Here is a 14,406-nt window from a genome sequence, read left to right on the forward strand (position 1 = left end):
GCGCGCGTAGTGAGTATCAACGCCATAGATTAGCGAGTCGTGTAGCCTATCGGGCGCCGAGGGGTACTGGTAAGCTTCCGATCGGCCTGTAGCTCGGCGAGGGATTCGTTGATCAGCTCGAGTTGTATCCGGGTGTCTTCGTTGATATCATTGTAGTCGGTAAAGACTTCTTCGATATAGGTTTTGAGTGCCGTAAGGTCGGCCTGTAGCTCGGTGTATCGATCGACCGGCGGGGTCGTCAGCTGTTGACGCACGGCGACAAAGGCACGCATAATGGAGATATTCATTTTTATAGCCGTTCCGCTCCGCAACACACTGGACAGCATCGCTACGCCGAGCTCCGAAAAAGCAAAGATCTCTGCCCCACCGGGATTGTATCCGGCAGGTATCACATTTTGTGATACCCCTATGTGTATCAGTCTGTTTGCTTCTTCTTTCGACAATCTAAACATGAAGTCATCGGGGAAACGGTCGAGGTTACGTCTGACGGCCTGCTTCAATGTTCGGGTTTCCACCTGATAGATCGCCGCCAGATCAAAATCAAGCATCACCCGCTGATTGCGGATCTCATAGATCTGCTGTTGAATGGAAGAGTAGCCGGAGCCGGTCAATAGCGGTTTCATAGTTCTTATCGTTTGCGTGGGGCTAAAGATAGGGAATAAAAGTCTAATAACCAAGCCATTTGGCTTGTTTTTCCATAAGGGTATGCGCACGGGTTGAAGTTCAAGAGGGGGGAGGGAGAAGAAAATCGGGAGATTTTCTTCGGGAGTTAGTAGTGGGTAGTTGGTAGTTAGTAGGCGCGAAGCGGGGAATGGAAGAAAATTTGAAGGTACAGGGTAATAGCAAGTGGACTATCTTGGCTCCTCTTCTTGGATAAGAAGAGGGGGATCGCCGGCGGAGCCGGTGGTGGAGCAGTTTGATCCTTATCCTAATTTTGTATGAGATAGGTGTTTATCATTTGTCAGAAGATCAAACTGCTCCACCACGGCAAGCCGTGGTCCCCGGGGTTGACTCAAAAGTATCAGATATACGAACTAAGTGTCCCCGCCTGGTCAGGCGGGGGGGACCGCTGCTTGCAGCGGTGGGGTGGTTGTCTTTTCTGTCAAGAATCTGTACTTCAGTACGGTATGTGTGTAAACAACCACTCCACCATCGCAAGCGATGGTCCCCCTCGCCTGACCAGGCGAGGACACAGAGATAGTATATCTTATACTTTGGGGTCAACCCCGAGCCAGGATACTGATATCGCAAATCTTCAAATGGGAAAAAATGGGAAGAAGAGCCAGGATAGCCCCCTGCGTATTATCGCTAAGTCTACCCTGGCCCTTTCTCAATTAAAAATTAACAATTAACAATTAACCATTAATCATTAATCATTATCAATTAACCACCACTTTCCACGTTTGTGACCCTGCCCGAACGAAATAGACACCCGCGGCCAAAGCCACTGTTTTCGAACCCCGAAGTCCACGAAGCTGCGCCACGTTTTGGCCGGTGACGCTGTAGACCGCCACGTCGACGGCGTTAGCCATTTCATTGTCAATTGTCAATTGTCCATTGTCAATTGCCAGGCGAATGCCATGCGTCAGCGAGGCATTCGACGTGGTATAGCCTTCGAGGGTGACAGTGACCGGCCCGGTGACACGGTCGATGGTGTAGGAAAGGGAAGCCCCCACCCGAAGCGCTTCGCTTCGCAGCGCCTCCCCTTGGGGGAGGTTGGTGGGGCTTTGGGGGCTGTTGTTTGGGCTTATCTCCTGGTCGTTGGCATAGACCTGGATCAATGCCGGATCGAAGTCACCCGTAAGGGCAAAGCTAAACGCTTCGCCATAGGGCACGGAGTGGGTACCGGCGGCAGGGGTGTAGGTCACTCCTTCGGTGGGGGTCAGGATCACATTGTAGCGCCGTTGGGCGATCAGGATCGTATGTTCGGCGGTGATCGGCAGGATATAGCCGTAGTACGCTCCGCCGGCCGGCACGGTAAAAGGTGTGTCTACGCCATCGATCACCAGCATAAGATCCTCCGGCCCCAGTGCCGGATCTTCGGGCAGGAACTGCAGGAAGAGATGATCGCTCACCAGATGCTCACCGGCGCTGATGCCGTAGAGGAGGATACCCGGCGCCACTTCGAGGGTAAGGGGGTGGTAGGTGAGGTCGTCGGCCGATTGATATTCATAGGCACCGATATCGATCCGGGCACCTTTGAAGCGGGGGTTACCGGCGGCGTCGGTGGTGGGATAGGTAGATCCATAAGCCGCGTTATCTCCCGCGTCGACCAAGGGGCTACCTTCCTGCAGGCGGAAGTCGCCGTTAGTGGCATCGACAAAGAGCGGGTCGATATCTTCACCGATCAGGTCGTCTGTGCCCGTATATTTACCTCCCCTCTCGGGCAGGAAGCCGATCAGGTTATGGGAGCCGGAGGCGGTGCTATAGCTTTTAACGTATAGATCCTTAGCACCTTCAGCATTCCCAACCTCATTTCCCCAGAGGATATTATTATTTAGGGTGGCGCCGTCGATGGAATAGACTCCGCCGCCGTTGGCTTCGTCGGCTGTATTGCCGTAGATCGTATTGTTGGTCAGGATGGCGGAGTTGGCATAGACTCCGCCGCCGTTGGTGGTGGCTGTATTGTCGTAGATTGTATTATTGCTTAGGGTGGTGCCTGAGGCGAAGACACCAGCGCCGTATCCGGCTGTATTGCCAGAGATCGTATTGTTGGTCAGGATGGCGGTGTAGGCTAAGACTCCGCCGCCGATATTCCGGGAGATAGCGGTTCCGTTCACCAATATACTATTATTCGCATCTGCCATTCCCCCGGTAACGCTAAAGCCGTCGAGGGTGGCGGTCTCAGCTTCGACATCAGCTTTGACATCGACATCAGCAAGCTGCAACGCCATAACCACCACGTGGTAGCAGTTGTCGGTGTTATCGTCAGGATCGCCAATCTCCCCCGAGAGGATCGTGACGTTCGTTACCCAGTCGCGGGCGTTGAGTGAGGTTCCCGTTCCGGCAAAGCCGCCATAGACCTTGACACCCGGCGGGATCACAAAGGTGCGGTCGCGCTCGGAGAGGGGTTGGCCGTTGTCGAGTTTGTATTTTGGGATGTAGCTGCCTTTGGCCACCCAGATCTGGGAGACTTCATTGTCGGGATCGGCGGCATAGCGGAGGGCTTCCGACAGGTTTGTGCCGTTGGCCCAGGAGGAGCCGTCGCCGGCATAGTCTTCCGTATCGGTATCGACGGCATCGGCAGAGATCACATAGACGATACCGTTTTCATCGGCCTTGGCCTGGTAGGGGTAAGCGCCCATATCGGTAGGGGTGCCGTCATCCAGGGGTCTGCCGGTACCGATACAGGGGCTATAAGGGGTGAGGCGGAAGTCGTACACTTTCGGATCGCTCTGGGTATCGATCTTTACAAAGCGGGGGTTGATAGCTTTGGTGGTGCCGATCAGGTTGCCGTTCGTTTTGTAGGTGGACAACTTATCTTCATCATCCCCAATCAGGTTATAGGTTATAGCGGGGGTGGTGCCATTGTTAATGCTCAGATTAGCACCTTCGTATTCGGCTGTATTTGCCCAGAGGATATTGTGGGTTAGGGTGGGGGTGCCGTTGTAGATAAAGACTCCGCCGCCGTAGCTGGCGGTATTAGCGTAGATTGTATTACCCGTCAGGGTGGCGCCGCCGAGGGCATAGACTCCGCCGCCGAGGGCGGCTTCATTGCCGTAGATCGTATTGCCCGTCAGGGTGGCGCCGCCGAGGGCATAGACTCCGCCGCCTTGGGCGGCTTCATTGTCGTAGATCGTATTGCCCGTCAGGATGGTGCCGCCTCCGGCATAGACTCCGCCGCCGGAGCCGCCGCCGGCTGAATTGCCGTAGATCGTATTATTCCGTAGCGTACCGCCTTCGGCCCAGACTCCGGCGCCTTGGGTGGAGGAGCGCCCGGCATTTGCCCCCGTGATATAAAACCCATCGAGCGTGCCGCCGGTAAGGTGTACCACATGGTAGCAATCGTCGTCAGTGGTGGGATTGATATCCCCCGAGAGGGTGGTGGGGTTCGTTGTCCAGTCGCGGGCGTCGAGTGAGGTTTCCGTTCCGGCAAAGCCGCCATAGACGGTGATGCCTGTGGGGATTGTAAAGGTGGCGTAGCGGTCGGTGCCATCTGTTGGTTTATACGTGCCCGTAGCCACCCAGATCTCGACGGGGGCGGCATCGGCGGCGAGGTTGTTGAGCACCTCGGCTAAATCCGTATAGGCTGTCTCCCAGGTTTTACCATTTTGGGGGGTGCCCGTAGCATTATGTTTCACATAAATCACATCCGCCGCCGGGGCAGCGAAAGCGGGCAGACTAAGGGTTAGGCCCAGGAGGCATAGGGTCAGGATAAGGTGTAGTTTCTGTGTCATACGTCTTGTTTTTTATGGGTTTACTGCAAAGGTAACAAAAAAAGAGGGGGAATGTTCGGAGGGAAGGGGGAGATATATCATATATATTTTATATATTTGCAACGATGAGTACGACAACACTAAAGAAAAAGAAACTGATAGAGATGAACGAAAATACTTTTCGCTCCCTATCGATCATGGCGGCAAAGCAAGGCACCAACCTGAAAAGGTATATCGAAAACCTTTTATCCCAGGAAGCTGAAAAAATCGACGACAAGGTGATCTACGATCATCTATTAAATAGCGATCCGGAAGGAAAAGAATACCTGAACGCACAAGAGACCAAAGACTTGGAAAACTGGCTGGGAATATGAAGGTTGGCTATTAGAAGGCGATACACTTATGTTCGAATACCTGGTTGCTCGGGGGGAAGCATACAACAAAGAAATCCAGCAAAAACTCCGTAAAAAAGATAAAGAAATAGAGTAAAAAAAGGCCGGCAGGGTTTTGCAAAAGGCCGCCGGAGTTTTGCAAAAGGCTGCCGGCCTTTTGGAAAAAGCCGGCAGGTAAGGGGTTTAAGGGGTTTAAGGGGAATAATGGCTTAGCAGCTTCCCTTAAGCCCCTTAAGCCCCTTAAGCCCCTTAAGCCCCTTAAGCCCCTTACCCCTTACCCCTTAGCCCTTTCCCAAAAAAAAGAAGAGGCCCCCCCGAAAGGGCACCTCTTCAAAGCAATCGTCCTTTATAGGACGTTCCCCCCCAAAAAAAACAAGCTTCTTATTTCACTGAAGTGCAATAGTTGGCGTTGTTGTCCCACCAGATGTTGGTGTTGACCACGTCTTTTCCGCCTAAGAGGCCGACGCCTTTGTTGTATTCGGTTGTGTTGTTGGCGATTTCAGCCTGCGGATACTGGATGCGCTTGATGAAGTTCGCCGGGTCTTTGATATTCGTATTGCTCTGGCTATAGAGCGCTTCGTCGCGGTAGATCGCCACATCCATACGCGGCAGGTTCAGGCGACGTTTGTCGTTCCACGATTCCAGGGCCACATCGGGGAAGGCAGCCAGGTATTTCTGGGTGATGATCTTCTCCAGCACGGTATTGCCTTCGCCCGACAGATCGGCAAAGTTGGCGCTTGTGCCGGCGAGGTTCTTCTGCGTAGAGGCCAGATACTGATCGGCTCCCTGGGCGCCCCAGGTCTCAAACGAGGCATAGACACCTTTTTCGTATTCGCTCTTGGCATCGCCGGCGACGAACCCACGGTGCATCGCTTCGGCTTTGAGGAAGCATACTTCTTCGTAGAGGAACACATCGTAGGGGCGGCTCTTGTAGGGCGCGCCGTTATGGATGATGTAACCGAACTCGGAATACAAGATACTTTCGTATTCGCCCGTACCAAAAGCGGTGGACGACAAGCCGTAAGGCATACCTTTCCAGTCGCCCGATTTATAGGCGGGGTCGAACATGATCGTCGCGCGCGGGTCGACCTTGTCGGGATGAACCGACGAGAGCGGCGTGGGCGTATCGGTGAGTCCTTTGCGTTTGTTGACGATCGTGGTCGGGAAGTCGATCCCTCCGATACCCGTCACCAATTTCTCGAACGAAGAGGTCATCAAGAGCGGGCCTCCCCAGGTGATCTGGAACATGGTGTAGTTGTAGTCGGCACCCCAGTCGCCATTCGCCTTGGGCGGCAGTTTGGCGGCATCGCTACGATCGTCCATCACACCCGAAGCGATGGCTTTCGCTGCTTCGGCGGCAGAGGTCGTCGCATCGACCTCCGACAGGCGCAGGGCATACCGCAGGCGCAGGGAGTTGGCGAACTTACGCCATTTGGCGGCATTGTTGCCAAAAACGATATCCGATGAGTTATCCAGAAAGATCGCGTTCACACTTGACTGATCCAACAGGCTGACCGCCTCTTCCAGTTCGCGGAAGAACTCGGCGTAACCGTCCTTAACCGACATATAGGGCGGGTTGGCTTCCACCTCGGAATACTTGGGCAAAGGGATCGGACCGAAATAGTCGAAGCCGCTGGCCGCGGTATAGACCCGCCAGATCTTCGCTACGGCGATGGAGTGACGGTATTCGTCGCCTTTGGCCGTCAGGTCGCGGATGACGATGTTCAGTTCGGCGATATTCGATTGTACGCGTTTGAACATACGGTTGTTCCAGTCGTCGTTCATGAAATAGTTCTTCAGGTTCCAGTTGCCCCCATCGGCCACCTGGGCGTAGAAGTCGAGCATCAGGGATTTCACCCGTTGTTCGTCATCGCCCTCCATGGCGATCCCTCGGCGCAGGGAAGCGGCCAATTGGGCGTCGTTCATATTGTAATCCACATCCGCGGTCGGATTGTTCGGGTTCTCATTCAACTCCGTCAGGTCACAACCTGAAGAGGCGAACAATAAAAGGGAACATGCGGCTAATATTTTGATTGTCTTCATATCTTTCCTTTATTTTAATGATTAAAATGATACACTGATGTTAAACCCAAGACTCCGCATGGTCGGCATGGAAGCGAACTCCACTCCCTGTACCGCGCTTGAATTACTGAATCCGGCTTCAGGATCAAATCCTTTGGTTTTGTGATAGATCATAAACAGGTTGCGGGCCACAAAGCTGGCTTTCACCCCGGCAAAGGGAGTCTTGGCCAACAGGCTCTTCGGCAGCGAATAACCCAGGCTCACTTCGCGCAGGCGAATGTTCGTCGCGTCGTAGATATAGGCTTCGGCGATGCCGTTGATCTCGGTGTAATACTCCTGTGCCGTTACCTGTGTGGTATTGGCGGCGCCACTCTGAGTCACACCGGGAACGACCATACCGTCACGTCCTTCCAGTGTCATCGCCAGGTTACCGAAACGGGCACCCTGCTGGATCGATCCCATAAAGATATCGCCCCCGTAGTTCATATCGAACAGGAAGCCCAACGAGAGGTTCTTGTAGCTCAAGTCGTTCGACCAGCCCAACATCCACTTCGGCTGGTTGTTGCCCAGTTTAACGTATTCGCTCGTGCGCAACGGAAGACCGCTCTCACCGATAATGCGGTTGCCGGCATCGTCGCGCAGGAAGCCATAGCCGTACATATCGCCATAAGCGCCACCTACCTCGGCAACGATCTGCATAAAGTTCAAGCCGGCGTCGGCGCTCAGGATCTGACGTTCGGTGCCTTCGGTGAGTTCAACCACCTTGTTGCGGTTCATCGACCAGTTCACCAACGTCTCCCAGGTGAAGCCACCGGCGGTTCTCACCGGCGTAGCGTTCAGGGCTACTTCCCATCCTTTGTTTTGGATGTTACCGGCGTTGATCATTTGGTATTCATACCCTGTAGCCGAAGGAACGGAGATCTTCAGGATCTGGTCTTTGGCGTTCTTTTGGTAGTAAGAGATATCCAGACCGACGCGGTTGTCGAAGCCCCGCAGTTCGAGACCAAGCTCCCACGATTCGATCGTTTCGTTCTTCAGGTTCGGGTTGGCGATCCAGTTGCGTTTGTTGGCGTTGAAGCTACCGCCTTTGATGTCGTAGCTGATGTTGTAGTAGTCGCGCAGCATATACGGATCGGTATCATTTCCTACCTGTGCCCAGGAAACACGCAGTTTACCAAAAGTCAATGGAGTAGTATCCACATCCATATTATTCAGCATCTGAGAGAACACCCAGCTACCACCTACCGAGGGGTAGAAATAGGAATTGTTGTCCTTGGGTAAGGTCGACGACCAGTCGTTACGGCCGGTCAGGTCGAGATACAGGAAGTTATCCCATGACATAGAAGCCGTTGCATACAAAGAGTTGATCTGCTTGCGTGAGCTGGAGAAGTCGCCGTTATGGCTTTTCCCGTTGGCGATGGCATAGAAATCGGGGATCACCAGTTCGCCGGAGAAATCGTTGTTCAACGAAGTCGAGCGATACATGATGTTACCACCTACCGTACCGACAATGCCGAAGCGGTTCCAGTTCTTCTGTGCGGTGAAGAGGAAGTCGGTATTTAATTCTTTGAAACGTTCGGTCTGCACGCGATAGCTCCCGTTGGTTTCCCAGTAGGGGTTACCGGTGGCGCGGGTCCAGTCGTACAGGAAGGTGTAGTTGTCCATCCCGGTGCGCAGTTTCAGGCTCAGCCAGTCGGTGAAGGTGAAGTCTAAGGCGGCGAATCCGATGTAACGGTCGCGCTTGTCGGAGTTGGTGTTGCGTTCGGTCGACCAGTACGGGTTGCGCGGAGCCGAACTGTGGTCGGTCTTCCAGGAAGCCGGTTTGCCGTCGGCACGTTTCCAGTCGTTGTCTTTGTAAGCATCCCAGTCGGAGAAGCCCACGCTACGCGGCATCAACAGGTAATCGTAGAAGACATTGTTCGGGTCGGCAGCGACCGAGATACGGTTCTTCGACTGTTGGTTCACATAGTTGATCTTGATGTCGGCCGACAGCCAGTCCGCGATCTTTGCCGTCGAGCGCAGGTTGATCGAGGTACGCTCGAAACCGCTGTTGGGCACGACGGATTTATTGTCCAGGCGAGACACAGACGCACGGAACGTCATGTCTTCCGTCGACTTGCTGATATCGAGGCTGTTGTTCCAGCTCGTACCCGTACGCAAGAAGTCGCTGTACAGGTCGTTATTGCGAGCGGCATAGCTGAACGAACCCAAAGCCATCTCTCTCGACGAACCGTCCATCTTCGGACCCCAGCTACCGATCATATTGGCGTCGAACGCACCATTCGAGCCTTGTCCGTAGACGTTCTGGAAGTCGGGCGTCATCATCGGGCTTTCGAAGGTCAGGTTGGTGTTGAAGTTGATGCCCAACCCCTTGCCGGCCGCACCGGTCTTGGTGGTCACCATCACTACCCCGTTACCGGCACGGCTACCGTAAAGCGCCGCGGCGGCAGGACCTTTCAATACCGACATGCTCTCGATATCGTCGGGAGAGATATCGGAAATACCCGAGCCCTTATCGATCTTCGAGTTGCCCCAATAGTCGCCGGTATCACTGCTGAAGTTATCGATAGGCACACCGTCGACCACGATCAAGGGTTGGTTGTTGCCCGAGATCGAGTTGTTCCCGCGGATGATGATACGCGTACCTCCACCGACACCCGTACCGCTCTGGTTGATCTGTACCCCGGCGATCTTACCGGCCAGGGCGTTGGCTACGTTGGCGTCACGTGTCTCCGTCAACTGATCGCCTTTCACTTCCTGCATGGCGTAACCCAACGCTTTGCGGTCGCGCTTGATGCCCAGGGCAGTCACAACGACCTCGTCCAAAGCCTGCGTATCGTCCGTCAGGGTGATCGTCAAGGTGGTCTGTCCGGTATACACCACTTCCTGTGGGATATAGCCGATGTACGAGAAGCTCAACACCGCGTCGGCAGGCACTTCCAGGCTGAAGTGCCCGTCGTAGTCGGTGATTGTACCGTTGGTCGTACCTTTAACCAATACATTGGCGCCGATGATCGGTTCGCCCTGGTTGTCGACAACGGTTCCGGTAACGGTTCTTACCTGCTGCTGGCGTTGCGTCGCGGGAGAGGCATTCGTGGGAGAAGCAGTCGAATGGTCAGCGTAAGCTACCGTTAGTTGCATAAACGAAAAGAGTGCGATACCGCACAGAGTAATAGTTCTCCTCCGGGAAAGCTTGAAACTTTTCGGGCGGAATAATTTTAAGGTTATATTATTATTCATATTTTTGTAATGCAATTAATTATGTTATTAATTTGATTGGAAGCTACTGGTAATAGCTTTTGATAGGAGTACGGGAGGATATGTGAATATCCTTCCGTATGGTGTTTTTTCAGGTCTCTTCTCTCATAGGCATTCGATTTTTTTAGGGGTTCAACATCTTATCTGTAGATTTCTATGATCGGTATCTCCCGCTCTTGGCTTCCGCTATCGAGGGGTTTGTACTTGAACTCGATGCCGGAGGCCACCTTGAGGTATTCCAACACCTGGCTCAGTTCTTCGTTCTTGAACCGGGCTTTGATCGAGGCTTCCATGATATCGGGACTCTTCACGTCGAACTGCACGTTGTAATGGCGCTCCAAGGTTTTCAGTACCTTCTCCATCGGATCCAGGTCGAATACCATCTCGCCATCGATCCAGCCGGTATCGGTAGCGGTATTCACCTTTTTGACGTCAAGTGTCTTCTTTTGTTTCTGATACTCCGCTCTCTCGCCCGGAGCGAGCCGGCAGACAGTCGGGTTCCCGTTCGCCGATAAGAGTTCGATATCGACAAGCCCTTCGACCAGGGTCGTCTCGATCGCCTGATCCGCGGCATAAGCCGATACATTGAACGAGGTACCCAATACCCGGACCTGATACGTCTCACCCACGCTGACAATGAAAGGACGGCCAGCATCGGGCGTCACCTCGAAGTAACTCTCACCCGTCAGCTCCACCCTACGGTCATCCCGCCCGAAAGCATCGGCATAACGCAAAGAGCTTCCGCCGTTGAGCCATACGCGAGAGCCGTCAGGCAGATTGAAAACCAATACTTCGCCGCGCTGAGTGATCCTCTCGACCCACTGCGTCTCGCCCTCGGGGGCACGCAGCAGCATATAACCCGCCAACAGCAATAACGGAAGGATCAATACGGCGGCAAGGCGGCGGAACGTCTGCCCCAAAACAAACCCACTAAACTTTTCTTTTTGTTTATTAATCTCTTTCTTCTTCCTGAACTGAAGAAAAGCCTTATCCGCATCTACGCTTCTCATGACTTTCAATCGCTCAGTAAGCTCTAACATGAAATACAACTGTTCCAACAGCTTCCCGTTCTCCGGCGAAACAGCCAGCCATTCGTCTACCGCAGCCTTCTCGTGCGCCGAAAGGTTGCCGTTTATATACTTGATGATTCTTTCTTCGTCTATCTCTTTCATTCCTCAATGGGCTTTCTATAAGTAATACAGTTCAGCCGGCGAATGTACTAAACGGAAAAGCGTTTTTTTTTCGAATCGATAGGATTTTGCAGAAACAGGAAAAGAATGTAGCTTTGCAAAACTTAACACCAAGCGGACAAAGTGTGATACAAAACGAAATACTTATACGCGCGTTGAAAGAAGGCAGTGAGCAGGCTTTCGAGCGCGTATACACGGATTACTACAAAGGGCTGTGCGCTTTTGCTTCGCAATACGTCACCGAGACACAGGAGTGCGAAGAGATTGTGCAGGACGTCATGATGTGGCTTTGGGAAAACCGCCTGACGTTGGTGCCCGAGATGTCGGTCAAGTCACTCCTGTTTACCATCGTGAAGAACAAATGCCTCAACAGCCTGTCGCACCAGCAGATCAAACACCGGGTACACGAAAGCCTCTACCGTAAGTTTGAAGATCAGTTTGAAGATCCCGACCTCTATATCGAGAGTGAGATGATGGACCGCCTGGAGAAAGCCATCCAGAGCCTGCCGGCCGACTACCGCGAAGCATTTCTGTTGAACCGCTTTGAGAACCTCACCTACAACGAGATCGCCGACCGCCTGGCAGTCTCCTCCAAGACCGTCGCCTACCGCATCAGCCAAGCCCTGAAGATCCTCCGGACGGACATGAAAGAGTACCTGCCGTTATTGTTATTCCTGTTGAAATTGTAACTTTGCATCCATGAAGAAAAAGACATCTCTCTTTTATCTCTTCCTGGCCGGGCTGATCGTCTGTTTGTTTGTCGGCAGCCTGGCGTATGGATCGGTCTCCATCCCGCCGGGGGATGTCTGGGATATCCTGTGGGGCAAAGGGCACGAACGGATGGCGTGGCAGAATATCGTATTACAGGCGCGCCTGCCGCAGGCAATCACCGCCCTACTGGCGGGAGCCTCACTGGCTACCAGCGGACTGCTCCTGCAGACCCTCTTTCGCAATCCCCTGGCAGGCCCATCGATCCTGGGCATTAGCGATGGTGCCAACCTGGGCGTGGCCATCGTGATGCTCTACCTGGGCGGGTCGCTGAAGCCACTCACCGGCTGGGCAGTCAGCGGATACCTCACCGTCATCTTAGCCGCGTTCATCGGTGCCTGCCTGGTGTTGGGACTGATCATCTATTTCTCTTCCAAAGTAAAAAACAATGTGATGCTACTGATCATCGGCATCATGATCGGCTACCTGGCCTCGTCCGTGATCTCGATCCTCAACTACTACGCGGCGGCCGACAAGGTGCATACCTTCGTCATGTGGGGACTGGGTAACTTCTCCGGCGTATCGATGGAGCAACTGCCCGGCTTTGCCGCGTTCTCTTGTGTGGGATTGTTCTTTGCCGTTATATTGATCAAACCCTTGAACGCGTTGCTCCTGGGCGAGCGCTACGCGGCCAACCTGGGGATCCGCGTCAAACAGACACGGGCATTGATCCTGATCTGTACCGGCCTGTTGACAGCGATCACCACCGCCTTCTGCGGACCGATCTCGTTTATCGGACTGGCCGTGCCCCATATCGCCCGCCTGATGTTGGGATCGTCCAACCATAAGATGTTGGTGCCCGTCACCATGCTCGCCGGATCGGGCATTGCCCTGTTGTGCAACGTCCTGATGGTCGTGCCCGGCACGAATGCGATCCTTCCGTTGAATGCCGTCACCCCCATCCTGGGCGCGCCGGTGATTATCTATGTGATTATCAACCGTAAGAATATCCAATACTTCAACTAACGCGCGATGAACCTCACCCCTGTGATCACAACAAACGCCCTGGCGATCGGTTACCCCCTGAAAGGCGGGCGGCAGAAGGTGGTACACGAACGCCTCGACCTGCAGGTACTGCCCGGAGAAGTCACCTGCCTGTTGGGCCTGAACGGCGCCGGCAAATCCACCCTCTTGCGTACGCTCTGTAGTTTCCAGCCCCCCCTGCGGGGTGAGATCCATCTCCAGGGCAAACCGCTAACCGCTTATTCTCCGTTGCAACTCTCCCTCTTATTGGGCGTGGTACTGACGGAGAAGACCAACGCGGGAGGCATCACCGTCTACGACCTGGTGTCGTTAGGCCGACATCCCTATACCGGGTTCTTCGGGCAACTCAAAGCCACCGATCACCGGATCATCCACGAAGCCCTCCAGGCGGTAGGCATCGGCCACAAAGCCCAGGCGTACGTGTCGGAGCTCAGCGATGGCGAGCGCCAGAAAGCCATGATTGCCAAGACCCTGGCACAGGAGTGCCCCATCATTATCCTCGACGAACCCACCGCGTTCCTGGATGTCACCAGCCGCATCGAGACGATGGTCCTCTTGCGCCAGCTGGCAGTCAGACAAAACAAAGCCATCCTCTTATCCACCCACGACCTCGACCTGGCCATCCAGATGGGCGACCGCCTATGGCTTTTGGAGAAAGGACGCGCATTGACCAGTGGCAGCCCCGAAGATCTGATCCTCACCGGTGCGTTCGAATCGTTCTTCCAAAAAGACGGCATCGTATTCGATCCGGCAACCGGCAAGCTCAACACCCAACGCCCCGACAAACCCATCGGCGTCGAAGGCGACTTCACCACCGCCTACTGGGTCGGCAACGCCCTGATCCGCAACGGCTACAAACCCTCCCCCGTAGATCCCTCCACGATCAACATCCACTGTCACACCCCCCAACACCTCACCCTCACCTCCCCCAACAGCAACCCCATCCACCTCCACAGCATCCACGAATTGTTGGAAAGTCTTCGACGAGAAGAAAATCGGGAGATTTCTGAACTCTGATTCTACTGATTAAATGATGGACAATGAGTCAGGATTTGTGTATGATCGTCCTGAAAGGACAATGAGTCAGGATTTGTGTATGATCGTCCTGAAAGGACAATGAGCGCTGAAAGCGCGTTAGACATCAGCCCGGGGTCAGAACCTTGAAGAGGTTCGCCACCCCGGGTTAAGGATACATATAAAAACGGAGCGCTGAAGGCGCGAAAGCAAATCTTTCGCGCTTTCAGCACTCCACAAAATCAAATGGAAGGAGATGTGAAGGTGTGCCGGTGATAATAGATGGACATTCTTGGCTGGGGCTGACCCAAAAGTATCAGATATACAAACTAAGTGTCCCCGCCTGGTCAGGCGGGGGGGACCGCTGCTTGCAGCGGTGGGGTGGTTGTCTTTTCTGTCAAG

The 14,406-nt window shown here is 53.9% G+C and carries 9 protein-coding genes; 4 read left to right on the forward strand and 5 right to left on the reverse strand.

The window, feature by feature from the left end; translation table 11 throughout:
• Positions 1–29: 29 nt before the first annotated feature.
• On the reverse strand, positions 30–623 hold the full coding sequence (locus tag M2133_RS10830; RefSeq protein WP_277466144.1) for an ORF6N domain-containing protein: 594 nt from the start codon (positions 621–623) through the stop codon (positions 30–32).
• Positions 624–1,379: 756 nt separating this feature from the next.
• Positions 1,380–4,397, reverse strand: a complete 3,018-nt coding sequence (locus tag M2133_RS10835) for a choice-of-anchor Q domain-containing protein (RefSeq protein ID WP_277466145.1) — start codon at positions 4,395–4,397, stop codon at positions 1,380–1,382.
• A gap of 104 nt (positions 4,398–4,501) precedes the next feature.
• Here M2133_RS10835 and M2133_RS10840 point away from each other — a divergent pair, with 104 nt between their 5' ends.
• On the forward strand, positions 4,502–4,750 hold the full coding sequence (locus M2133_RS10840) for a hypothetical protein (protein WP_277466146.1): 249 nt from the start codon (positions 4,502–4,504) through the stop codon (positions 4,748–4,750).
• A gap of 399 nt (positions 4,751–5,149) precedes the next feature.
• On the opposite strand, the gene M2133_RS10845 is transcribed toward M2133_RS10840, so the two are convergent.
• The 3 genes from M2133_RS10845 to M2133_RS10855 form a co-directional block, all read right to left on the reverse strand.
• The gene (locus tag M2133_RS10845) at positions 5,150–6,811 is read right to left on the reverse strand and encodes a SusD/RagB family nutrient-binding outer membrane lipoprotein (RefSeq protein WP_277466147.1); all 1,662 of its coding nucleotides are present in this window, start codon (positions 6,809–6,811) and stop codon (positions 5,150–5,152) included.
• 21 nt (positions 6,812–6,832) lie between these two features.
• The gene (locus M2133_RS10850) at positions 6,833–9,931 is read right to left on the reverse strand and encodes a TonB-dependent receptor (protein WP_277466148.1); all 3,099 of its coding nucleotides are present in this window, start codon (positions 9,929–9,931) and stop codon (positions 6,833–6,835) included.
• 257 nt (positions 9,932–10,188) lie between these two features.
• Entirely contained in the window at positions 10,189–11,220 is a 1,032-nt protein-coding gene (locus M2133_RS10855) for a FecR family protein (protein WP_277466149.1), read from the reverse strand.
• A gap of 143 nt (positions 11,221–11,363) precedes the next feature.
• On the opposite strand from M2133_RS10855, the gene M2133_RS10860 reads away from it, so the two are divergent.
• Genes M2133_RS10860 through M2133_RS10870 form a run of 3 tightly spaced genes read left to right on the forward strand, consistent with a single transcriptional unit; the run spans position 11,364 to position 14,007 of the window.
• Positions 11,364–11,927, forward strand: coding sequence for an RNA polymerase sigma-70 factor (locus M2133_RS10860; protein ID WP_277466150.1), 564 nt, complete (start codon positions 11,364–11,366; stop codon positions 11,925–11,927).
• Positions 11,928–11,937: 10 nt separating this feature from the next.
• Positions 11,938–12,972, forward strand: a complete 1,035-nt coding sequence (locus tag M2133_RS10865) for an iron ABC transporter permease (protein WP_277466151.1) — start codon at positions 11,938–11,940, stop codon at positions 12,970–12,972.
• A 6-nt stretch (positions 12,973–12,978) separates the two neighbouring features.
• Positions 12,979–14,007 carry an ABC transporter ATP-binding protein gene (locus tag M2133_RS10870; protein ID WP_277466152.1) on the forward strand — a complete coding sequence of 343 codons (1,029 nt, stop codon included), beginning with the start codon at positions 12,979–12,981 and terminating at the stop codon, positions 14,005–14,007.
• The last annotated feature ends 399 nt before the right edge of the window (positions 14,008–14,406 follow it).

Origin of the sequence: Parabacteroides sp. PF5-6, from assembly GCF_029504695.1 — a bacterium.
Lineage (GTDB): Bacteria > Bacteroidota > Bacteroidia > Bacteroidales > Tannerellaceae > QVMG01.

What these genes read in the sequence shown, in the direction of transcription:
- M2133_RS10850 (WP_277466148.1), bottom strand. Translation starts at nt 9,931, where the DNA reads ATGCAACTAACGGTAGCTTACGCTGACCATTCGACTGCTTCTCCCACG.
- M2133_RS10835 (WP_277466145.1), bottom strand. Translation starts at nt 4,397, where the DNA reads ATGACACAGAAACTACACCTTATCCTGACCCTATGCCTCCTGGGCCTA.
- M2133_RS10870 (WP_277466152.1), top strand. Translation starts at nt 12,979, where the DNA reads ATGAACCTCACCCCTGTGATCACAACAAACGCCCTGGCGATCGGTTAC.
- M2133_RS10830 (WP_277466144.1), bottom strand. Translation starts at nt 623, where the DNA reads ATGAAACCGCTATTGACCGGCTCCGGCTACTCTTCCATTCAACAGCAG.
- M2133_RS10865 (WP_277466151.1), top strand. Translation starts at nt 11,938, where the DNA reads ATGAAGAAAAAGACATCTCTCTTTTATCTCTTCCTGGCCGGGCTGATC.
- M2133_RS10840 (WP_277466146.1), top strand. Translation starts at nt 4,502, where the DNA reads ATGAGTACGACAACACTAAAGAAAAAGAAACTGATAGAGATGAACGAA.
- M2133_RS10855 (WP_277466149.1), bottom strand. Translation starts at nt 11,220, where the DNA reads ATGAAAGAGATAGACGAAGAAAGAATCATCAAGTATATAAACGGCAAC.
- M2133_RS10845 (WP_277466147.1), bottom strand. Translation starts at nt 6,811, where the DNA reads ATGAAGACAATCAAAATATTAGCCGCATGTTCCCTTTTATTGTTCGCC.